Below are 21,886 nucleotides of genomic sequence, written 5' to 3'. Positions count from 1 at the left end.
TTAGGCATGTGTGAGTTTGGCGACGGGTTATACGCCAACCACACCGCCGATGGTTTGGATGATGACCTTCGCGATGATAGTCATCAGGATGAGGGCCACGGGGTAGGCGGTAGCGTAGCTGACCACAGGGGCCTGGGAATCCGTCTTGCTGGCGATGGCGCCCAGGGCCGGGGTGGAGGTCATGCCGCCGCAGATGCCGCCCAGGCATTCCAGAATGTTCATCTTGAAGACTTTCATGCCGACAAAGTAGCCGGAGAACATGCCCGCGCAGGTGACGATGATGCCCATCACAAAGACGGCCGCGCCGTGGGTGGCCACCGTGTCCACCAGGTCCGCGCCGCCCTTGATGCCCGCGTCTGCCAGGAAGAAGACCAGGCCGAGGTCTTGAAGAAGCAGGCGTGTGGGACGCGGGATGTACCCCACAATGGGCCCCAGGCGGCCGAAGTGGCCGAGGAGCAGGGCGACGATCAGCGGACCGCCGGCAATTCCCAGCGAAATGCCCATTCCGTTGCCCAGGCTGAAGTTGACCAGCCCCAGAATGATGCCGAGGGACAGGCCGAATCCCAGGGAAAGGAGGTCCGTCTGGTTCATGTCCTGGCTGCGGTGGCCGATTTTTTCCCCGTATTTGGTGAGGTTTTCCGGCGAACCGACGACGGTCAGCACGTCGTTTCGTTCCAGTGTCGTGTCGCCCGTGGGGACAAAGGTGAACCCCAGCCGGGAAATGCGGGAGATGATGACGCCGTCCGTGCGGAGGGTTTTCAGGTCGCGGAGCTTGCGTCCGGCATAGTCCTTGTTGGTCAGGATCAGTTTGCGGCGTTCCTTCTGGGAGTCCATGGGGTAGGGGTTTTCACAGGCTTCCCCCAGGAACGCGATGTCGTGCGGCATGGTATCGCTGTTGCCTACGATGAGGACTTCCGTCCCTTCCCGGAAGGTGTCTTCCGGCGTCAGGGGCATCAGCCTGCCGTCGCGCACCACGCGGGTCACCATGCAGTGCAGGCCGTCCAGCAGCTTGCAGTCCGCAATGTTTTGGCCGAGCAGGTTGGGCTGGTTGACGCGCACCAGGCGGGAAATGATGCTGGCTTCTTGCTTGGCGTGCATGGCCCTGGCCTCCTTGTGCAGGTCAAAGTGCAGCAGGCGCGGCAGGAGCTGAACGAACAGAACCACGCCTACGACCCCGAACGGATAGGCGATGCCGTAGCCAATGCTGACGCCGCTGCCGGAAGCCCCGGGCAGGCTTTCCGTGGCGGCCGCAAGCGCCGGAGTGCTGGTGCAGGCCCCCGCAAAGATGCCGGAGGAAATACCCGCCGGCACATTGAACCAGATGCCGCACAGGCAGGTGAACAGGGCGGAAACGCCCACAATTACGGCGGACATCACGGCCAGTTTGCTGCCCTGCTTGGCGATGGCGGAAAAGAAGCGGTTGCCTGCGCTCAGCCCCACGCAGTACACGAAGAGCGCCAGGCCAAGCTGCCCCACTCCATTGGGAATGGCCAGCCGGTAGTGGCCGGCGGCAAGCGCCACGAAAAGCACGCCGGAAAGGCCGAGGTTGAGGCCGTATATTTTAATGCTGCCCAGGGCGATGCCGAAGAAGATGATTCCGAAAAGGACCAGGGTGTTGTGGTTGAGCAGGATGTCGAACATGTGGGGCGGTATCAGTTTCTTCCGTTGCCGAGGTCGAAGTTGCGGAATTGGACGGGGAGGGAGGATGAATCCACCCTGCTCCGGTCAAACGGGCGGTCCGGCGTGGGGAGAGAGTTGAGCGTTTGTGTGGTCTGGTAAAAATTTTGCACGAAGTAGTTGCCTTCATAACCCCGCTTTGTCAAGTCGCGTATGATGGTGTTGACGTGATCTTCCGTCAACAGGTCCGGGTGCACGGTCGTTCTGACTTCGAAAGGGATTTTTGAGGCAATCAGATAGTCCAGCGTTCTGGAAAAGAACGGAAACAGGCCGGGCCTTCCCGTGACGGCGCCGTACTGTTCGGCGGGGGCCTTGTAGTCCAGGGCAATGTAGTCGCAAAGCCCTTCTTCCACCAGGGACTTCACGACGGAAGGCCGCGTTCCGTTGGTGTCTATCTTGATGGCGAAGCCGAGCTGCCGGATTTCACGGCAGATGGGAATAAGGTCGGGACACAGCGTGCATTCGCCTCCGGACAAAACCACTCCGTCCAGAAATCCCACCCGATCTCTGAGGAAGTTGAGGTAGTCCGTTCGTCCGCCGGTTCCGGGGACCGCATTTTTGACCAGGGAGACGTTGTAACAGTACTGACAAAACAAATTACAGCCTCCCAGCCAGAAGATGCAGGCCACCTTGTTTGGAAAGTCCAGCAAGGTGAGCGGCGTGATGTCCGCTATGCCCCGACCCGTTCCCATTGACTTCGCATATGTTATTGGGAAAATCAGCGGGGCTGTTCCGTGCGGGGGGAACAGTTGCAGGGAGCGCCCGGTTCCACGAAGTGGACGCGGTCGTGGAATTCGCCCTGCTTGCCGGCATTGAAGGTTTCCACGGGGCGGTGGTAGCCCATGACGCGCGTGTACACGGTGCAGCGGGTGCGGTCCTGGGCGTATTTGCTTAGTATTTCCTGTTTGGTCATTGTCGTTTCGATGATTGGGTTGAAATGAGGCGGCTGGTTGAAAAGGGAGTTATTCGTGCCTGTGGATGTGGAGCAGTTCCTCGTCGCAGAAGGGGCAGTACTGGTGCTCTCCGCGCAGGTAGCCGTGTTTCTCACAGACGGAGAAGAGAGGGGTGACGGTCAGGTACGGCATGCGGAAGCGGGTCAGCACCTTGCGGACGATGTCCCGGCAGGCTTCCGGGGAGCTGATGGCTTCATTCATGTACATGTGGAAGACGGTGCCCCCTGTATAGCAGCACTGGAGTTCGTCCTGGAGCTGGAGAGCCCGGAACAGGTCGTTCGTGTGGTCCACGGGGAGCTGGGAACTGTTGGTGTAGTAGCGCTGGCCCACAGGGCCGGCCTGGATGATGTCCGGGTAGCGTTTCTGGTCTTCCCGGGCGAAGCGGTGCGTGGTGCCTTCCGCGGGAGTGGCTTCCAGGTTGTACAAGTTGCCCGTTTCCTCCTGGTATTCCTGCATGCGGAGGCGGATGAATTCCAGGATTTCTTCCGCGAACTTCCTGCCTTCCTCCGTGGTGATGTCCATGGAGTCGTTGGAGAAGTTGCGCAGCAGCTCGTTCATGCCGTTGACGCCGATGGTGGAAAAGTGGTTGCGGAAAGTGGGCAGGTAGCGCCTGGTGTAGGGGTACAGGCCGCGGTCATACATTTCCTGGACGAAAGCGCGCTTTTTTTCCAGGCAGGATTTGGCCAGGTCCAGCAGTTCCCCCAGCCGTGCGAACAGGGCTTCCCGGTTTTGCTTGAAGAGGTAGCCCAGGCGCGCCAGGTTGATGGTCACCACGCCGATGGAGCCGGTCATTTCCGCGGAGCCGAACAGGCCGCCACCGCGTTTAAGCAGTTCCCGAAGGTCCAGTTGGAGGCGGCAGCACATGGAACGCACGGCGTCCGGCTTGTAGGCCCGTTCGTCAGGCACGCGTTCCCCGTTTTCATTGACGGTGTATTGGCTGCCGATGAAGTTCTGGAAGTAGGAGGAGCCTATTTTGGCGGCGTTTTCAAACAGGAGCGGGACGTTTTCCCCTTCCCAGTCGAAGTCTTCCGTGATGTTGACGGTGGGAATGGGGAAGGTGAAGGGCTGTCCCGTGCTGTCGCCTTCCGTGAGCACTTCATAGAAGGCCTTGTTGATCAGGTTCATTTCCTTCTGGAAGTGCTTGTAGGTCAATTCCGTCAGGCTGTTCACCCCGCGTTCCTTGGCCAGGAAGAGCAGGGCGGGGTCTTCCACTCCTTCAAACAGGTGCTCTCCTCCGCTGAAGGGGGGCTGGTCCTGAAGGTCGCGCGGAACGGTCCAGTCGATCGTCACATTGGTGAAGGGGGACTGCCCCCAGCGGGAGGGAACGTTCAGGTTGTACACAAAGCTGCGGATGTCCTTCTTGATGCGCGTGAAGTCCGCCTGGTCCTTGAAAACGTAAGGGGCCAGGAAAGTATCAAAGGAGCTGAACGCCTGGGCTCCGGCCCATTCGCTCTGCAGAATGCCCAGGAAGTTGGCCATCTGGCCCAGGGCTTCCCGGAAGTGGCGGGGCGGCCGGCTGTTCACGCGGCTGCGCACGCCGTTGAACCCTTCATTCAGAAGGTTGCGCAGGCTCCAGCCCGCGCAGTAGCCCGTCAGGCAGTCCAGGTCGTGAATGTGGTAGTCCCCTTCCCGGTGGGCGGCGCCTTCCCGTGCGGAATAGACCTGGTCCAGCCAGTAGTTGGCGATCACCTTGCCGGCGGTGTTGTTGATCAGCCCGGCATTGGAATACGTGGTGTTGGAGTTGGCGGCGATGCGCCAGTCGCTCTGGCCGATGTATTCCTCCACCGTCAGCTTGCAGTCCACATACGTATTGCCGGAATACAGGCCCGCGATCTGTTCGCGCTGCATCTTGTGGAGGAAGCGGTAGGTGATGAAAGCCTTGGCGGTTTCAAAGTATCCGCAGCGGAACAGGGCCCGTTCAATCAGGTCCTGGATTTCCTCTACGGTTGCGTTGTCCTGGTGGCCCAGCTTGGCCTCCACCTCTTCATAAATGGCGCGGTTGTAAACGGTGCCGGAACTGTGGAATGCCTTTTTAATGGCTTCCTCAATCTTGTAGCCCTGGTATGGTTCCTTCTTTCCGGAACGTTTGATGATGCTTGTCGCCATAGTGGATGTCTCGCTTGAAAGGATGATGACCGCTCATCCGCGAGCCTGGCACAAGCCTGGAAAATCATAAGCAGGGGAAGCCGCGTGCAACTCGTCCGAAAAACGGTACACGAGGGAACCTGTGCGTATGTTCATCCTGTCCGCGGGATGGGAGATACGGCAGCATCAGGTCGTCTTCTGGCTCCCGGTGCGACATGTGATGGAGACTTCCCGATTGCCTGGCAATCAGTGTCCGGTCCATCGTCTACCGGTTACAGCGGCGCGTCCGCGACGGATTTTCACCGTCTTCCGTTACCTGCGCTGGACTGCAATGAACCATAAAATATATGGGTCTGCAAGGAAAATGTGCAAATGATGTATTAAATATTTATTATCATACAATATATTGTATCACCTCTGAGAGGGAGGATTGAAAATGCGATATTCGCCTTCATCATGGTACCATATGTGCCCGGAAAGGCTGTCTGGGTGCCAACAAGAGAAAATGGATGAAAAATTACGGGTTTTCCGTTTTACTCATGTATTGTTTGATTTGGCCGGGTTATATATCAGATGATGGAACGGCGGCGTCAGAATTCTGCGCTGATCATTCAAACGCCGTCCTTGAAGGGAAAAAGCGATGCCGCGGGATTTTATTTTATATCATTCCGAAAAATGGTTAATGAAGAAATTTTATAACTGGTTTTTTTGTATATATGAATATGCAACAATTTACTCTCTCATTCAACATGCTGCAACAAAGGATTCTGGTCCTGTTCCTGTCTTTTTTATCTTTATTCGGAGTTGCTTCCGGCGCTCCTGCGGACTGGAAGGAGAAAACCATCAGGGAAAATCTTGAACTTGTAGCCTCGTGGCAGATAGCCCATCCCGTCAAGCGTTCCCATCTGCATTGGACCTACGGGGCGTTTTATTCCGGCCTGGTGCAGTATGCCCTGGCCCATCCGCAGAGCATGAAGCTTCAGGCCGTGAGGACGGTCGGGGAAGGGAGCCAATGGGGCGTTCTGAAACGGCCCTACCATGCGGATGACCATGTGATCGGCCATGCCTGGATGGAGATGGCCATGGAAGATGGAAATCCCGCCGCCGCCGAAAAAATCCGTGCCGTTCTGGACAAGGTGATGGCCCGGCCCTCGTCCGCCTCCCTTAAATTCCAGACGCCCGGATGCCAGGACCGCTGGTGCTGGTCGGACGCCCTGTTCATGGCGCCCCCCGTATTCGCGAAGCTGGCGGCCTATACCGGAGACCGCCGGTATCTGGAGTTCATGGACCGGGAATACAAGGCCGCATACGATTATTTGTTCGATAAGAAGGAAGGCCTGTTTTACCGGGATTCCCGCTACTTCACCATTCCGGCGGCCAACGGAAAGAAGATGTTCTGGAGCCGCGGGAACGGCTGGGTGATTGCCGGGCTGCCGATGATTCTGCAGGACATGCCGCGGGACTGGCCCACGCGGACCTTTTACGTGAACCTGCTCAAGCGCATGGCGGCGGCATTGAAAAAATGCCAGTCTCCCGACGGTTCCTGGCACGCCAGCCTGATGGACCCCGCCGAACCGCCCCTGAAGGAAATGAGCGGAACCCTTTTCATCATGTACGGCATGATGTGGGGCGTGAACCAGGGTTACCTGGACGAAAAAGAATACCTGCCCGTCATCCGGAAGGCATGGCAGGCGGCCTGCGACGCCGTGAACGCGGAGGGAGCGCTGGGCTGGGTGCAGCCGATCGCGGACAAACCGGGGCATTATTCCGGAAATGATACGGAGGTGTACGGTTCCGGAGCCTACCTTCTGGCCGGCTGTGAACTGCGCAAATGGGTGATTCGTCAAGATCATCCGCGGCGGAAGACCGTTTCCGTCGCCAACCCCTTGAATGTTTTCCGGCCCCGGGAAACGGTGTCCGTTCCGTGGAATCCCGGAAAAGGGCGGGATTCTTCCCGGCTGCGCGTGTTTGACGTGCGCAACGGCTGCGTGATTGTCCACCAGCTGGCGGATACCGATGGGGACGGCAGGATGGACACCCTGCTGTTCCAGAGCAATTTCCGCGCGGGAGCGTCCCGCGATTTCTGGATTCTGGAGAATTCCTCCCTGGATGCCGCTCCTGCGGAAGAGGTGTGCTTCAGTCGTCATGTGCCGGAGCGGCTGGACGATTTTGCGTGGGAAAACGACCGTACGGCCCACCGTATTTACGGTCCGGCAGTTTCCAGGCCTGCGCCGGAGGGGGAGGGGCTTGTTTCCAGCGGAACGGACGTATGGAGCAAGAAGGCAGGGGTGCCTGTAATTAATGAATTTTACAAGAAGGGAGATTATCACCGTGACCGCGGCAACGGACTGGACATGTACCATGTGGGACCCGGACGCGGATGCGGCGGCATTGCCGTGTTCAGAGACGGGAAAGCCCATGTTTCCAGCAACTGGGCCAGGGTGCGGACCCTGTACAACGGACCTGTTCAGACCGCCTTTGAAGTAAGTTACGCGCCGTGGAACGTGGGAGGAGGAATGAAGGCTGCCGAGACCAGGAAGGTGACTCTGGATGCCGGAAGCCATTTCACAAGGGTAAGAAGTTCCGTGACCCTGAACGGGGGCAATTCTTCGGAAATCCGAGTCGGTGCTGGCATGGATACCGGGAAGAAAAGGAACAGTTATGAAGTTGTCACGGCGGACCGGGAAGCCGGAATCGTGGCCGCATGGAGCAGGCCCAGGGGGGATAACGGCTGTTTCGGAACCGCCGTTATGGTGCCGTGGGCGCCGGATGGCGCCGCGGAGGATGGGGAGGGATGCTCCTACTGGACCCGCTCCATGAAGAGCGGGAATTCCTTTGACTGGTACATGGGGGCGGTATGGAGCAAGGCTTCTCCCGTCAAGTCCGCTGAACAATGGGAAAAAGAGGTGCGCCGCGTCCGCGATTGCATCCGGACTCCGCTCCGGGTCAAAGTGCGTTGAGGTCCGGCGATGCCGTTTTATCGCAGAATGTCGTGGTTTCCTTCACAGGCCGGCTGCCGTGGCCGTTGCGAACGGCTGCCAGTCTGCCAGCACTTCCGGCTGGATGGGAACGGCGGTTTCCTTTGCCCGCGGGGCGGCCAGGTTCAATTCCGGCCGCACGGTCTCTGAGCGGATGGCCGCCAGGGACAGGAGGGTATGGAAAATATGGTCGTGTGAAACGGCTTTCAGGCGGTTGGCCTTCAGGGCGCGCACCATGTCCGGGTAACGCGCGGCGAAAGCGTCCGAATACCAGACGAACATGGCAGGGCGGTAAACGCAGGGGAGCGTGTGGCCCTGGAACATTTTTCCTTTTTCTCCCAGGGCCACGCCGTGGTCGGAACAGTAGAAATAAATGGCGGGCCGGTCTTTCAGGCGACTGATCATGCGGTGCACGGAGGCGTCAAGGTCCACGATGGAATTGTCGTAGGCATTGATCGTTTCGTCCAGATGCGCCTTGGGGTCGTCCATGTTGCAGCGGGCCGGAGTGAAACGGGCGGCTTTTTCCGGATAGGAAAACGCCATGTGGCTGCCCTCGTTGTAAATGACGTACAGTTGTCTGGCGTTCCCGTACTCTTCCAGGCATCCCTCCATTACCAGGGAAGTGCGCTCCTGCATCATGTCCGGTGTCCGGTGAAGCGGCGGCGTTTGTTTCTGCACCCGGCAGTTCCGGGTCAGGATGCCCAGGGAATAGTCGTGTACGGAATCCCCGTTCAGGTCCATGATGCGGATGGATTTGAAGCCGTGCTTGTTGAAAAGGTCAATGAAGGAGGAATGGCCGGGCTGGCGCCGCTCCAGTTCCGCATCCGTAAACATGCCGATGGCGGAAATGCGCGTAACGATGCCGAAGGAGGTGGCGTGGGGGAAGGATACGACGTTGGGCTCACGGGAGAGCAGTGGCATTGTGTTGCGGTGGTAGCCGTTCAGGGGGAGATGGTCGGCCCGGACACTCTCGCCCATGTGGAAGACGACGACCAGATTGTCCGGTGCATCACAGTGGGAAAGCGGCTCCGCGCAGGACGGAAGCTCCCGGAGCATGTTGAACTGCCTGGCGTCATTTGCGACGTATTCGTTGACCAGCTTGTGGGCCATTACAAAATCTACCAGCGGCCAGCCCTTCGCCTTGTCGGAAGTATAATAGAGGTAGAGGGGTTCCGCGCTGCAGGAGACGGCCGGAATACTCAAAAGAAGGGAAACGCCGTAAAGGCCCCAGATGCAGGCAAGGGCGGGCCATGTGGCCGTCTGGTGAAGGGAACGGCGGCTCCAGTAAATGGCCAGGTAGATAAAGCCGGCCAGCAGCAGCGTTCCCGCTATGGACCCGACCGTGCAGAAGGCGCAGGCTTCCTGGAAATTGGTCTCTGCGATGCTGGCCAGGACGGAGAGGCTCAGGGTCACTCCGTACCGCATTTGCATCATGTACAGGCCCGCATTGAACAGGATGACGGCCGGAAGAACGGCGTAAGCCGTGAAGCGGTATTTCAGGCAAAGCAGGATGACGCCGCAGAGCAGGCTGGCGGAGCAGACAATCCCCATGCAGCTCATCAGCACGCTTTGACCGTCATTGAGTACATATGGATTGACCACCAGCGCCGCTACGAGGCTGGCCGTCCACAGGCAGCGCATGCGGCGGGGTATGAACGCGGCACGCAAAGCCTGCAAAACCGCCGTCCATACGTGTTGTTTTGCAAGGTGCCGTGCCGGAGAGTCGGTAGTTGTCCGGGGTATTGCCATCAGATGAACGGGGCGGGGTTCCTTCCGCCCCGGAAAGAAGTTATTGTAAGGCCTCAGGAACGAGGCTCAAGCAGAATTATGCCGGAATGAATTTAATGGAGGCGAGGGTTTATCTAATTGAAGTATTCGTCAAAGGTGGAAAAATTGAAAAATACATTTCCTGACGTTTCTATGAGCAATAGTTTATCCCATTCGTCATCTATTTCCTGGTTTCCCCGACGTTTCAAATAAAAAAGTTCCTGCAGACGCACCCGGTTGGAGGAAAGTGATTGAAGCAGTTTTTTGGCTTCCCCGGCATTGCCGGAAAGAGGGTCCATGGGGATTGCCTGGTTCAAAGCCTGCCGGGCTTTGTCCCACTCTCCTTGTTCCGCAAAAAAACGGCCTTTGAGCAACAGCAGCAACTGACGGGATGCATAAGAGGTGTATTTGGAGAAAGATTTTTCCAGACGTTGAAGGGCTAGTGACGGATTATTTTTATAAGTGTCGTCCAATTTGAAAATCTCTGCCCCCATGCGGATATTGTCCCAGGCATGCGTACGCAGGTAACGGGACATTTTGGAATGGGGAGAAATGGAAATAATTCGGGCCTGCACTTTTTCCACTGGCTCTTGTAGAAATGAATCCAGGAAGGAGGGGTCCTTTTTCAGGGGGTGGATGTATGGTTCCACAGCCAGGTAAGATTCCAGGAACTGCTTTACTACAGGAGAGGCATTGAGCCGTGTTTGATAAGGCTGGAGGAATGATTGCAGCTGTTCCATGTTTTCTGCGTTGGAGATGATTTTGAGAAGTTCACTCAAAAGCTGGTTCATCTGCTCAATACGGCGAGCGCGTTTTTTTAATCCGCTGGAATCTTCGCCGTCGTTTTTCAGCGTTTCTTCCATCCAGTTGCGGTAGGAAGCATGGAATTGTTCTATTCCGTCAGGCATGGACAGGAATAATTGTCCGATGAGGCGGAAATCCGGATTTTTGCCGGGCTGCCTGTCCAGGGATTGAAGAATTTTCTGGATGACGGGTTTGCGCTCGGCCGCAATAACCAATTCTTCCAGGACCCAGTCCATTCCCATGGTCCATTCACCGGAGAAACTGTAGTAGGGGCGGCTGGAGGCATCACAAAAAACGATGACGGTGGAGGGGGAATCCTCCGGGTCGGACAGGGGCATTTGCTGCTCCACCAGAATGTAGTTGCGGCGTGCGGCATTTGTGAAGTGAATGGAATGGAACAAGGGCTCCGGATTTTCGTCGCTGAACAGGGGGTATTCCCCGATTTGGTAAAGCACCAGGATATCCTTGCCATCATTTTGCGCAGCTTGTTTTGCCTTTTCCATATCCTGCAGCCAAGTTTCATCGGCGGCGACAGTACACAGCCACAGACAGCAAATAGTCAGTATGAGGAAGATTTTTTTCATTATTGGGATTAGTTGATTTCCACCCATTAGCACTGCTTTTTCATTTCTGCAAGCCCATCTTTAATGGGGATGATGCCCTCCGTATCTGTCAGGACGCCTGGTACACATGGGAAAGGGAGATAAACAGGTTTTGCCGGATTTGCTTGCAAGTGGAGTTTCATGGAAGAGGCCGCAGCTGTGGCTGCACAGGAGCAAATTTCCGGCTACCGGCATTATTTACCCGAAATTCCGTAAACCGGATGATGTTGGAATTTTTTATCTGAGATTCTTTGGCAATGATTGACAATCAGCTGCGGCAAGGTATATAGGAGACATATGGAAACTCAAAACCAACCTGTTGCCTGTCAATGTTCTGGAGTCCTTAAAGGTATTACGGTCGCTTGTGCCGTGCTGGCCGTGGTGCTTCCATGGTTCGGCATGATGGCGGCCCTTATCGGTATTCTGCTTGCGGTAGTATCCATCGTATGTGCCATTATCGCCGTATGCAAAAAGGCTACTATGTTCGGCATCATCATGATCGTCGTGGGCATGATTGCCGGCGGGATAGCTACCGGAGGGTATTTGTTCTCCGTAGCCAAGGATTTGAATCTCGTTGATCAAGGCAAGATTCAGGTAGAGTTTGCAAAGAAAATCGAGGCTGCCCAGAAGGCCGGCGACCTGAAGAAGGTGGAGGAGCTGAAGAAGGAGCAGCAGGAGGCACTGGAACAATATTCGCAGAATCTGCAGAAAAAGTTCGCTAAATAGAAACTCTTGCTCTTTTCCGGCCCGCGTGTATTGCGGAAGCCGGTGTAAAAAACCGCCCGGGAATAACCCGGGCGGTTTTGCAATGTCATGGAAGGTCTCCGGTGCTCAAGCGGAGTTTATCCAATGACGAGGAATTTTTCAGCCTTGGTGCCGCAGAGGGGGCAGGCTTCCACACCTTCCAGAGATTTGAAGGTGTCCCCGCACACAAGGCAGATCCAGTATTGTCCGGGCAGGGCGCTGGTGTCTCCGTTTTCCAGGGCCTGGAGGGCGGCTGCGTAAAATTCGGCATGTTCCTTTTCCGCTTCCGTGGCCCAGGTGAAGGAACGGACGGCGGCCTTCTGTCCTTCTTCCTCCGCTGCGGCGATAAATTCCGGATACATGCTTTCAAATTCATGAGTTTCCCCGGCGATGGCGGCTTTCAGGTTTTCCGCCGTGGAGCCTACATGAATCTGAATGTCAAAGGGGTCCATGTTGGCTCCGAGTTTTTCCAGTACCTTGTTGTGGTTGGCGGCATGGACGGATTCAGCCTTGGAAGCGGCTTCAAACAGTTTCTGGATGAGAGGCTGCCCTTCTTGAGCAGCTTTGGCTGCATAGGCCGCATAAGTGGCGGAGGCGGTGCTTTCGCCAATAATGGCGGCTTTCAGATTTTCTATGGTCTTGGTCATCGGAATTAAATTTATAATAATTCTAAAAAGATGCAACTGAAAAAGCCCGGGAGCTTGAAAAAATTGCAAAACACGTTTTCTGCGGCATCAGAGGGAGCCGTAACGCAATGAGGCATTGACGCAGACATGGAGAGCCTGTACAAGGAGAACGCTATGAAGAGCATTGTAACAATTAGTTCAGCATGTGCCCTGGCATTTGCAGGTATGGCTTCCGCCCAGGATGCCCCGGCTCCGGCCCCCGCGCCGGCTGCTGAAACGCCTGCGGAGCCGGCAGCACCGGCCGCTGAAGTTTCCAAGGAAGCGAAGGAAGCCGCAGACCAGATGCTGGCATTGATGAAGGAAATGTCCGCTACGCTCAGCACGGTAAAGGACAAGGCCACCGCAGATGCGGCCGCTGAAAAGATGGCGAAGATCAATGAAAAGGGCGAAGCCCTTTCCAAGGACGCCCAGAAATTGGCGGACCAGGTGGACGCCGCCATGCAGGCCCGCCAGGCCGAACTTCTGCCTATTTTCATGGGCATGATGACTGACATGCAGCGCTTGCAGCAGGCCGATTTCTTCGGCAGCCAGGCTCTGAAGGACGCCATGAAGAAGACCGGCGCTTCCGGTCCGGAAGAAGGCGTTGAAGTAGAGGAAGAAGAAGTGGAAGTGGATGCCGCGCCGGCTCCCGCTCCTACTCCTGCACCGGCTCCCGCCGCCAAGTAATTTTCCTTTTCTCATTGATTCGCTCCCGGTGTCTTTCAGGATGCCGGGAGATTTTTTTGCCGGTTGCGGCATGCCGCCGAAGGGGAAGGGAAATGTCAGACCCGGTTTATGGAGACATGGCGCTGCCGGTCATGCACGTTTTCCGTAATTATGCGGACAAGCTTTCCCATGAAACAGGCCGCATCCGTTCCCGGGTGCGGCCTGCTGTTCAGGGATGTATCAAAGACTGGCTTTACTTGGCCTTCTTTTTCTTGGCGGCGGCTTTGCCGGTCTTGGCAGCGGCCTTGGATGCCTTGGCCGGTTTGTCGCAGACGCTCTGGCATTGATTGACGGAGTTCCAGGACCAGTCCCACTTGTCCACATTCATGGCGCAGGCGGCCAGCAGGTCCACGGCCGCGTCCAAGTCGCTCTTGCTGGCCATTTCAATGACCTGGTGGACGTTGCGGGTGGGAACGGAGATGGCGCCGGCGATGGAGCCGCCGGGCACGAATTTCTGCATGGCTCCGGCGTCCGTTCCGCCTGCGGGCAGCATTTCCACCTGCCATTTGATCTTGTTGGCTTCCGCGGTGGCTTTCATGAACTGCACCATGCGGCGGTCCGCGATGATGGAGCCGTCATAGAGCTTGATGGCCGCGCCTTCGCCCAGGCGGGAGACCTGGTCGTGCGCCGGGGTGCCGGGAATGTCGCAGGCGATGGTGACGTCCAGCGCGATGGAGAAGTCCGGCAGGATGTCCAGCGTGCCGGCCTGCGCGCCTCTCAGGCCCACTTCCTCCTGCACGGTGAATGCGGCCACGAAGTTGCAGGAGGGTTTCTTTTTGGAAGCCTTGATGGCGCGGAGGGCTTCAATGAGTACGTAGCATCCGGCGCGGTTGTCCAGGGATTTGACGTTCACGCAGTCGCCCATTTCCACCAGATCCCGTTCGCGGGTGACGGAGTCGCCCACGGAGACGTATTTTTCCACTTCTTCCTTGCTCATGCCCAGATCGATGAAAAAGTCGGTCACTTCCGGAAGCTTGGTGCGTTCCGCGGGGGACATCACATGGATGGGCTTGACGCCCATGACGCCGATGAGGTCCTTTTTCCCGTGTACGATCACGCGCTGGGCGGTCAGCGTCTTGGCGTCAAATCCGCCCAGGGGCAGGAATTTGATGAACCCTTTGTCGTCGATGTGGCGGACCATGAAGCCGATTTCGTCCATGTGGGCGGCGGCCATCATGGTTTTTTCCGTATCCTTGCCTTCCACAATGGCGATCACGCTGCCCATGTTGTCCACGCGTATGGCGTCTACGAGGGGCGCCACTTCCTGAATGATGAAGTCGCGGATTTTGTCTTCAAACCCCGGAGCGCCCGGAGTTGCGCAAACCTGACGAAGCAGTTCCAAATTCATAATGCCGCCAATGTAATGGTTTTCCTGGGGCTTGGCTAGTCCATAATGCGGCCTCGGGGAGGGCCGCACGGCATGGTTTTCTCCCGGATTCAGCGGAGTTCCCGGGTGATGACGGCATCCGGGCGTGCGGGGGCGCCGTTGTCCGGCCTCTTGTAGTTCACGCCGCGGGCGTCCAGGAACGGGAGCTGGCGTTCCAGCCGTAGCCGGAAGTCCTGCTCGTTCTTCAATTCGCGCGGCGTCCAGGCTACTTCCGCCAGCGCCAGAGCGCGGGGAAAAACCTGGTATTCCCACTTCGGCAGGTTGGGGATGTATTCCGCCCAGACGTTGGCCTGGCAGCCCAGGACCTGTTTTTCCCGGGCTTTCGGCGTCCCCGGTGGGACGGGTTCCAGGGAGTACACGTGCTGCCAGGTGAGAGAGTCGTTGTTGATGGTTTCGTATTCCGCGGCGGCGGGTTTTCCGGGTCCCTGGTCATAGTCAAAGTACAGGTGGCTGTTGGGTGTCATCACGATGTCGTTGCCCTGTTCCAGGGCATGCCTGGCGCTGTTCGGCATCCAGCTTCGCCAGACCATCATGGTGGCGGTCGGGGAAAGCCCCCCTTCCTGGATTTCATCCCAGCCGATCAGCCTTTTGCCGTGGGCGTTGATCATTTTTTCCACCCTTCTGACGAAGTAGCTCTGGAGCTCGTGCTCATTTTTCAGGCCCTTGTCTTTCATGACTTGTTGAGCCGTGGGGGATTGCTTCCACTGGTCCTTGGGGGCTTCATCCCCGCCGATGTGGATGTACGGACTGTCTGGGAACAGGCGGCACACTTCGTCAATGACGTCTTCCAGAAAGCGGAAGGTTTTTTCCGTGGGGGCGAACGTGTAGGGGTGGACTCCCCAGGTTTCCTGCACTTTCGGGGCGTAATCCGGGATGTCCGCGTTTCCCAGCTCCGGATAGGCGGCGATAGCTGCGGAGGCATGCCCGGGCAGTTCCACCTCCGGAATGACGGTGATACCCCGGTCCTTTGCGTACTGGACCACGTCCCTGATTTCCTCCGCCGTGTAATGACCGGAATAGGGCTTGCCGTCCGGCTTGCTGCGGTTGCCGGTCACGGGAGATTGCGCACGGGTCCCCCCTGTTTCCGTGAGCCTGGGGTATTTGGCAACGGGAAGCCTCCATCCCTGGTCGTCCGTCAGGTGCCAGTGCAGGATGTTGAATTTGTACCTGGACATCAGGTCCAGCACTTTCTTGATGTCCCGCACGGGCATCATGTGGCGGCAACTGTCCATCATGATGCCGCGCCAGGAGAAGCGGGGCTGGTCCCTTACCTCCAGCGCGGCCAATGCAGGAGCGCCGCCGCCGTCTTTGACGATGCTCTGCATGAGGCTTTGCAGGGCATGGAGGCCGCCGTTGGCCGCGCCGCAGTCAATGGAGATGGAATCCAGGGTGACGGTCAGGCGGTAGCCTTCGCCGCCCAGGGATTTGTCTTCCGTAAAGGCAATGTCCGCGCCCTGTTCAACCATTGCCGTTTTGACGCCGTTTTCCCGGAAAAGGCGCTCCGCCTGTACGGAAAGGGGGTGCCCCGCCGGAAGTTTCACGCCGCCGTCTTTCAGCGCAAAACCGGGCTGTCCGGCCTTGAATTCCAGTGAAGCGGGCCGCGGAATGATGCAGGGAGCCTCCCGGACGGGGGCGGAAGGGGCGCCCCAGCAGAAAGGGGCCGCGGTGGATGAAGCAGTGAGGAAAAGATGCCTGAGATTCATGATCTAAGTACGGAATTTCCTTAAGAATATTTCTTTGCCGTGCATTTTTCCTGCGGGAACCTGGCGGAAGGGGCCGAAAAAGCGGTTGCTCCTGCCGGAGGCCTGTGAGAGTATCCTGCCGCTATGAGTGATGCCGCTTCCCCCGCATCAGAAAGAGGATGGTGTTTGTGCTGCTGGCCCTGTTCCTGGGGCAGTTCGGGAGTGGCGTGTATGATTTGGTGTTCAGCAATTTCCTGCGGGACGCCCAGCATCTGGACGTGGAGATGCGCGGGTTTATCGAACTGCCGCGGGAGCTGCCCGGCATCCTTTCCCTGTTTGTGGTCGGCATGCTTTTCATGTTCAATGAGGTGCGCATGGCCGGCGTGGCCTGCCTGCTGATGTTCGGCGGTATGTATGCGCTGGCCCTGTGCGGTCCCGGAACCGGGCTGTGGGTTTTGTCCGCGTGGATTCTGACGGTGAGCCTGGGCCAGCACGTTCTGATGGGGATGATCGATACCATCGTGATTCATACGGCGCGGCCCGAGAACCGTAGCCTGAGGCTGGGGCAGATGAAGGCGCTCGGCACGGCGGCTTCTCTGCTGGGGGCTTTATGCGTCTGGATCAAGTGGAAGTTCAACCAGTCCTTTGCCGTGGATTTTTTCATCATGGGCGGCGTGTGCCTGCTGGCGGCCGTGCTCCTGAGCCGGGTGAAGACGCCCGTGTTTCCCAAGCGCCGCGGGTGGCGGGAATGTTTTGTTTTCAAGCGCAGGTACACCGTTTATTACGGGCTGGAGATTTTGCACGGCATCCGCAAGCAGCTGTATCTTACATTCGGGTTCTGGCTGATGGTCAGTACGCTGGGTCAGTCTCCGGAGCATATCGGGAAGACCCTGCTGATTGCCGGAGTGGTCGGTCTGGGAACGCAGCCTTTGATCGGGTGGAGTATCAAGAGGTTCGGGGAGAGGAATGTCACGATTTTCGACAGCATTGCACTGTCCCTGCTGTGCCTGGCTTACGCGTTTGCCCCCGGGCTGCTGCCTTCGCACTGGGCCGTGGCGGTAGTGACCACCTGTTTCGTTCTGGATAACCTGCTGTTTGCGCTCGGCATGGCCCGCAGCACGTATGTGGCCCGCATTTGCGAGAGGCCGGAGGAGATCACGCCCAGTATTTACACAGGGCTGGCCATCAACCATGTGGCCTCCATTTCCTACGGCGTTTTGGGCGGCCTGATCTGGATGAGCACGGGCGGTCCGCAGGCCGTATTCCTGATAGGCGGCCTGGCTACGGCCGGAGCCGGCCTGGTGGCGCGGCACATGGATGCGCCGCCACGGAAGGGCGAAGCATAGCGGGCAGCAGGAAGAAGGCAGACTGCTCAAGAGTCTTTTTTGACGGGAACAGCCTTGTTTTCCTCCCCTTTCATGGCCGCCATGATTTTGCGGAAAATGTCCGTGTTTTCATAGATGCCGGTGAAGGCGCCGCTTCCGGAGCCGAAGGCGTAAACGGGAACGGCCACTCCGTCATGGTTGCCGGAAGAGAACAAGGCCGTGATTTCCCCTTTTTCCAGATTGCCCCCGGAAAGGGAGAAAGCGCCGGTGTTGTGGTCCGCCGTGATAACCACCAGCGTGCCGGGATGACGCGCCGCCCATTCCAGCACTGTTCCCGCCGTCCGGTCAAAGTCGAAGATTTCCTCCATCATTTCCGCCAGTTTGCCATGGTGGGCCGCCTTGTCGATGTTGGAGCCTTCCACCATCAGGAAGAATCCCCTGGGGTTGCGGGAGAGGGTTTCCAGGGCTTTCAGCGTGGCCTGGCGGAGTACGGCGCCCCTTTTGCCGGGAGGGGGCAGGTTCCCCGGAGCTACGACGGCGAGCGTTTTTCCCGGCGGCAGGGCGGCGGCTTCCTCCCAGGAACGGGCGATTTTATAGCCCAGGGCCCCCATTTCCTTGAAGATGTCCCTCCCGTCCGGCCTCTGGGTAAAATATTTGCTTCCGCCGCCGAAGATGAAGTCGGCACGGGAGCGTGGATAGTCGCCGATGATGCCGTAGGAGTCGGATCTTTTTTCATTATTGGCGCAGAAGGCTGCCGGGGTGGCGTCATTCAGTTCGCAGGTGACGACCACGCCCGTTGACTTTTCCATGTCTTTCGCCTTGTCGATCAGGGAGTCCAGCTTGTTGCCCTCCGGACATGTGGCCACCCTTTTGTAAAGTGTCTTGGTCCCCGTCGCCATGGCGGTTCCCGCCGCGGCCGAGTCCGTGACCAGCTTGTCCCGGCACCAGGTTTTCGCAATGCCCGTCACCGGGCAGTTTTCAATGAACAGGCGTCCCCGGTTGGCGGCCCACGCCGCGGAAAGGTGGTGGATGCCCATGCCGTCCCCGATCATCAGGATGACGTTGTTGACGGGCAAGTGCTGTTCCGGCTCCCGGATGTTCGCCACAGGGTAGGGCTTTTCCGATATAAAACTCTGCGTATCCGCCGCCGGAAGCTGGGGCGGAACAAGCAGCAGGGCACAGGCCAGGACACGCAACAGGAGAGTCATGCCTCCACTTTCCCGCCATGGAGCGGACAAGTAAAGGGGAAAAAGGCGCCGGTTCCGTCAAGAGCCGGCACGGGCGGCGGAATGCCTATTTGGTTTCCGTCTGTTTCTGAAGAATGTCGCGGATTTGTTCCAGCAGGACGACGTCATCCGGCTTGGGTGCGGGCGCGGCGGGTGTTTCCGCCTGCTTGCGGTGCATGGCACCGATCAGTTTGATGGCGAGGAAGATGGAGAAGGCGATGATCAGGAAGTCAATGGTAGCCTGGAGCAGTTCTCCGTACCGGAGTTCCACGTCTCCCAGCTTGAGGGTCAGGAACGCAAGGTTCACGCCGGACGTGAGGTAGCCGATGATGGGCGTGATGATGCTGGAAACGAATACGGAGACGATTTTATTGAACGCGCCGCCAATGACGACGGCCACGGCCAGGTCAATGACGTTGCCTTTCAGCGCAAAAGCCTTGAATTCTTCCAGGAATCCCTTGGGGTTAAGAAAATGTGCCATAGTGGACTGGTGCTGTTGATGGATTTATTTTGATGTGATGCGGATAAAAGAAAAGAAAAATCAAATCCTGCCCTGAACAGAGATATGACTTCCGTTCCGGATAAAATGTGCAAATCATGACGTGGGTCCTAAAAAAATCATTTACAGACGGGGCCAGAAGCGCAAACTACAGAGGCATTATTCAACCTCACCTCCATGAATACAGAAGAGAAATTCAACCAGTACGTACTTCACACTTATGGCCGCTATCCCATGGCAGCCGTTCGCGGAGAAGGCGCCCGTCTGTGGGACAGCACGGGCAAGTGCTATCTGGATTTCTGTGCCGGCATCGCCACCTGCGTGCTAGGGCATTGTCATCCCGTTGTCACACAGGCCCTGCAGAAGCAGGCCGCCACGCTGGTGCACTGTTCCAACCTGTACCAGATTCCCCAGCAGGCGGATCTGGCGGAGTTCATCGTGACCAAGTGCGTGGAGCGTCCGGGAAAGGTGTTTTTCTCCAACAGCGGGGCGGAGTCCAATGACGGGCTGATCAAGGTGGCGCGCCGCTATGGCCACCGGCGCCCCCAGCCGGACGGCAAACCGCGCTTTGAGGTGCTTACGTTCAACAAGTCCTTCCACGGCAGAACCTTGGGCAGCATGTCCGCCACGGGGCAGGACAAGATCAAGATCGGCTTTGATCCGATGTTGCCGGGGTTCCGGCACCTGCCCTTCAATGATTTGGAGACGGCGCGCGAGGCCATCAGCCCGGAAACGGTCGCGTTCCTGTTGGAACCCGTTCAGGGCGAGGGCGGCGTCAATTCCGTGACGCCGGAGTTCCTGCGCGGGCTGGCTGAGCTATGCAGGGAGCATGACCTTCTTTTACTGATTGACGAAGTCCAGTGCGGCTTTGGCCGCTGCGGCAATATCATGGGATGGCGCGCTGTGGCCCCGGACGTGGAGCCGGACGGCGTTTCCTGGGCAAAAGCCCTGGGCGGCGGCTTCCCGATCGGCGGCTTCTGGATTTCCGACCGCGCCATTGACGAGAGCGGCACGGAGCTTTCCTCCATCATGGACCCCGGCTCCCACGGTTCCACTTACGGCGGCAATCCTCTTGCCGCCACGGTCAGCCTGGCCGTTCTCCGGGAAGTCGTTTCCGAAGGGCTGCCGGAACGCGCCCACCGGCTGGGTACGGAAATCCGTGCGGAGATAGAGTCCTGGAACCTGCCCGTGGTGCAGGGGGTGCGCGGATTGGGGCTGCTGCTGGGCATCGGCCTGAATCCGGAAATGGTGGACGCGCCGGAAGGCAAGACAATTGCCTCCGTCGTTGTGGAGTCCCTGCGGCAGGAAGGTTTGCTTTCCGTTCCCGCCGGACCGGAAACGGTGCGCCTTCTGCCCCCCCTGAACGTCAGTGAAGAGGAGGTTCAGCAGGCGCTCGCCATCATCAGGCGCGTGCTCAAGACGTACGTGAAGTAAAGAGAGTTCCAACCCGTTTTTTCGCAGTCATGCAGGATGAAGCCATTCAACCGCCCGGCAGTACGGTCAAGCAGTTTTCCGTGATGCTCCAGAACCGGGTGGGGGCCTTGTCCGCCCTTTTGGGCCTGCTGGACATGCACGGTATTTTCTGCCTGGGGTTCAGCATGCATGACTGCCATGAAGCGACAATCGCCCGGCTGGTGGTGAGCGATCCGGAACGGACTTCCGAGATTTTTCTGGAGAAGGGCATCTGCTACACGGATTCCGACGTCCTGGTGGCGGCTCTGCGCCACGGTCCCGCGGACCTCAAGAGGTGTTTGGATGTTCTGTATTCGGCGGAGATGAACGTCAATTTCGTGTATCCCCTGCTGCCGCGCGTTGCCGGGGTGTCCCTGATAGCCTTGCATGTGGATGACATGAATTTCGGACGCACGGTTTTGAATTCCTCCGGCATCAAAGTGCTTTTCCAGCAGGATCTCAGCCGTTAGAATTACATGGCAGGGGGCGGTTTTTCCGTCATGACGGAAGAGCGTTTCACCCAAGCGGATCAAGGGGTTGACGGGTTTTTTCAGCTTGACGGAGAGGGAAAACATGGTATGTTACGGGCCGCATGGCAAAAGTACCCGTAATCAATCTTCGCAAGGGACACGCGGTTAATCATAACAATGACGTTTGCGTTGTAGTCAGCATGGAGCACAAGTGCCCCCCCCGCATGGCTTCCTATGTGCAAATGAGCATCCGCAGCATTTCCACCAAAAAAGTGTACAACCTTCGCCTGACTTCCAATGAATCACTGGAAGGCGTGAACCTTGCCCGTGAGGAGTATGAGTTCAGCTATATTGACGGCATGGGCTACCATTTCATGAATCCCGATACGTATGAGGATATCACCGTGTCTCCGGACATCGTAGAGCCCGTGAAGGATTACCTGATGGAAGGCAATATTTACATTCTGCTTTTCACTGATGAAACGGTCGTTTCCGTGGAACTGCCCGCCTCCATCACGATGGAAGTGGCGGAAGCCCCGGAAGGGATCAAGGGTGACAGCGCCAACAACGTTTACAAGTCCGCCACCATGACCACCGGCCTAGTTGTGCAGGTTCCCCTGTTCATCAAGCCCGGCGAAAAGATTTCCGTAAAGACGGAAGACGGTTCCTACCTGGGCCGCGTGAACTAAGCGTTCTTTTTTCTTAAAAAGCCCTTTCCGGCCGATTTCCGCCGGGAAGGGCTTTTTATGTCCGCGGCAAAACGCCGGAAAGACCAGAAGCCGGGCGGCCCGATTCCTTTACATCCGTCCCTGCTTGCGTTACACCATTTTCATCACAGGTTTCC

Annotated in this window: 19 protein-coding genes and 1 riboswitch; of the genes, 8 read left to right on the top strand and 11 right to left on the bottom strand. The window is 57.7% G+C overall.

What is annotated here, in order from left to right; translation table 11 throughout:
- Positions 1-27: 27 nt before the first annotated feature.
- From OQH67_RS04730 to OQH67_RS04715, 4 genes are read right to left on the bottom strand one after another with little or no spacing between them, the layout of a single operon-like run.
- Complete coding sequence (locus tag OQH67_RS04730; RefSeq protein WP_215435479.1) at positions 28-1,641, bottom strand: aspartate:alanine exchanger family transporter; 1,614 nt, start codon at positions 1,639-1,641, stop codon at positions 28-30.
- A gap of 11 nt (positions 1,642-1,652) precedes the next feature.
- Positions 1,653-2,369, bottom strand: coding sequence for an anaerobic ribonucleoside-triphosphate reductase activating protein (locus OQH67_RS04725; RefSeq protein WP_215458949.1), 717 nt, complete (start codon positions 2,367-2,369; stop codon positions 1,653-1,655).
- A 26-nt stretch (positions 2,370-2,395) separates the two neighbouring features.
- Positions 2,396-2,590 carry an anaerobic ribonucleoside-triphosphate reductase gene (gene nrdD / locus OQH67_RS04720; RefSeq protein WP_067570508.1) on the bottom strand — a complete coding sequence of 65 codons (195 nt, stop codon included), beginning with the start codon at positions 2,588-2,590 and terminating at the stop codon, positions 2,396-2,398.
- Positions 2,591-2,639: 49 nt separating this feature from the next.
- The gene (locus OQH67_RS04715; RefSeq protein WP_215435477.1) at positions 2,640-4,736 is read right to left on the bottom strand and encodes a ribonucleoside triphosphate reductase; all 2,097 of its coding nucleotides are present in this window, start codon (positions 4,734-4,736) and stop codon (positions 2,640-2,642) included.
- Positions 4,737-4,887: 151 nt separating this feature from the next.
- Positions 4,888-5,071: riboswitch (cobalamin riboswitch) on the bottom strand.
- Positions 5,072-5,437: 366 nt separating this feature from the next.
- On the opposite strand from OQH67_RS04715, the gene OQH67_RS04710 reads away from it, so the two are divergent.
- Entirely contained in the window at positions 5,438-7,675 is a 2,238-nt protein-coding gene (locus tag OQH67_RS04710; RefSeq protein ID WP_215458950.1) for a glycoside hydrolase family 88 protein, read from the top strand.
- 42 nt (positions 7,676-7,717) lie between these two features.
- Here OQH67_RS04710 and OQH67_RS04705 read toward each other — a convergent pair whose 3' ends face one another.
- A complete protein-coding gene (locus OQH67_RS04705; RefSeq protein WP_215711648.1) occupies positions 7,718-9,442 on the bottom strand; it encodes a phosphoethanolamine transferase in 1,725 nt (574 codons plus the stop codon).
- Between the two features lie 113 nt (positions 9,443-9,555).
- Positions 9,556-10,323, bottom strand: coding sequence for a tetratricopeptide repeat protein (locus OQH67_RS04700; protein WP_215435474.1), 768 nt, complete (start codon positions 10,321-10,323; stop codon positions 9,556-9,558).
- Positions 10,324-10,380: 57 nt separating this feature from the next.
- On the opposite strand from OQH67_RS04700, the gene OQH67_RS04695 reads away from it, so the two are divergent.
- Together OQH67_RS04695 and OQH67_RS04690 are read left to right on the top strand one after the other, a co-directional pair.
- A complete protein-coding gene (locus OQH67_RS04695) occupies positions 10,381-10,860 on the top strand; it encodes a hypothetical protein (protein ID WP_215435473.1) in 480 nt (159 codons plus the stop codon).
- Positions 10,861-11,163: 303 nt separating this feature from the next.
- A complete protein-coding gene (locus OQH67_RS04690) occupies positions 11,164-11,592 on the top strand; it encodes an EMC3/TMCO1 family protein (protein ID WP_215435472.1) in 429 nt (142 codons plus the stop codon).
- Positions 11,593-11,708: 116 nt separating this feature from the next.
- Here OQH67_RS04690 and OQH67_RS04685 read toward each other — a convergent pair whose 3' ends face one another.
- Positions 11,709-12,257 (bottom strand): rubrerythrin family protein, encoded by a 549-nt coding sequence (locus OQH67_RS04685; RefSeq protein ID WP_215435471.1) that lies wholly within the window; start codon positions 12,255-12,257, stop codon positions 11,709-11,711.
- A gap of 204 nt (positions 12,258-12,461) precedes the next feature.
- On the opposite strand from OQH67_RS04685, the gene OQH67_RS04680 reads away from it, so the two are divergent.
- Positions 12,462-12,962: a hypothetical protein gene (locus OQH67_RS04680; protein WP_130084178.1), complete on the top strand. Its 501-nt coding sequence runs from the start codon at positions 12,462-12,464 to the stop codon at positions 12,960-12,962.
- Positions 12,963-13,194: 232 nt separating this feature from the next.
- Here OQH67_RS04680 and OQH67_RS04675 read toward each other — a convergent pair whose 3' ends face one another.
- Together OQH67_RS04675 and OQH67_RS04670 are read right to left on the bottom strand one after the other, a co-directional pair.
- A complete protein-coding gene (locus OQH67_RS04675; protein WP_215435470.1) occupies positions 13,195-14,349 on the bottom strand; it encodes a M42 family metallopeptidase in 1,155 nt (384 codons plus the stop codon).
- Between the two features lie 89 nt (positions 14,350-14,438).
- A complete protein-coding gene (locus OQH67_RS04670) occupies positions 14,439-16,091 on the bottom strand; it encodes a beta-N-acetylhexosaminidase (protein WP_215435469.1) in 1,653 nt (550 codons plus the stop codon).
- A gap of 158 nt (positions 16,092-16,249) precedes the next feature.
- Here OQH67_RS04670 and OQH67_RS04665 point away from each other — a divergent pair, with 158 nt between their 5' ends.
- Positions 16,250-17,416 (top strand): MFS transporter, encoded by a 1,167-nt coding sequence (locus OQH67_RS04665; RefSeq protein WP_215435468.1) that lies wholly within the window; start codon positions 16,250-16,252, stop codon positions 17,414-17,416.
- A 26-nt stretch (positions 17,417-17,442) separates the two neighbouring features.
- Here OQH67_RS04665 and OQH67_RS04660 read toward each other — a convergent pair whose 3' ends face one another.
- Both OQH67_RS04660 and mscL read right to left on the bottom strand, forming a co-directional pair.
- Positions 17,443-18,603, bottom strand: coding sequence for an alkaline phosphatase (locus OQH67_RS04660; RefSeq protein ID WP_215435467.1), 1,161 nt, complete (start codon positions 18,601-18,603; stop codon positions 17,443-17,445).
- Between the two features lie 85 nt (positions 18,604-18,688).
- Positions 18,689-19,102 carry a large conductance mechanosensitive channel protein MscL gene (mscL, locus tag OQH67_RS04655; protein ID WP_215435466.1) on the bottom strand — a complete coding sequence of 138 codons (414 nt, stop codon included), beginning with the start codon at positions 19,100-19,102 and terminating at the stop codon, positions 18,689-18,691.
- A gap of 195 nt (positions 19,103-19,297) precedes the next feature.
- Between mscL and OQH67_RS04650 the strand changes: the two genes are divergently transcribed.
- From OQH67_RS04650 to efp, 3 genes are all read left to right on the top strand, one after another.
- The gene (locus tag OQH67_RS04650; RefSeq protein WP_215435465.1) at positions 19,298-20,554 is read left to right on the top strand and encodes an aspartate aminotransferase family protein; all 1,257 of its coding nucleotides are present in this window, start codon (positions 19,298-19,300) and stop codon (positions 20,552-20,554) included.
- Positions 20,555-20,583: 29 nt separating this feature from the next.
- Positions 20,584-21,042, top strand: coding sequence for an ACT domain-containing protein (locus OQH67_RS04645; RefSeq protein ID WP_067569173.1), 459 nt, complete (start codon positions 20,584-20,586; stop codon positions 21,040-21,042).
- Between the two features lie 122 nt (positions 21,043-21,164).
- Positions 21,165-21,731: an elongation factor P gene (efp, locus tag OQH67_RS04640; RefSeq protein ID WP_067569176.1), complete on the top strand. Its 567-nt coding sequence runs from the start codon at positions 21,165-21,167 to the stop codon at positions 21,729-21,731.
- Positions 21,732-21,886: the final 155 nt, after the last annotated feature.

Source organism: Akkermansia biwaensis (assembly GCF_026072915.1).
In the GTDB taxonomy this organism is placed as follows: domain Bacteria; phylum Verrucomicrobiota; class Verrucomicrobiia; order Verrucomicrobiales; family Akkermansiaceae; genus Akkermansia; species Akkermansia biwaensis.
The sequence above is the reverse complement of the archived record's forward strand: the minus strand, read 5'-3'. Positions and strand labels throughout refer to the sequence as shown.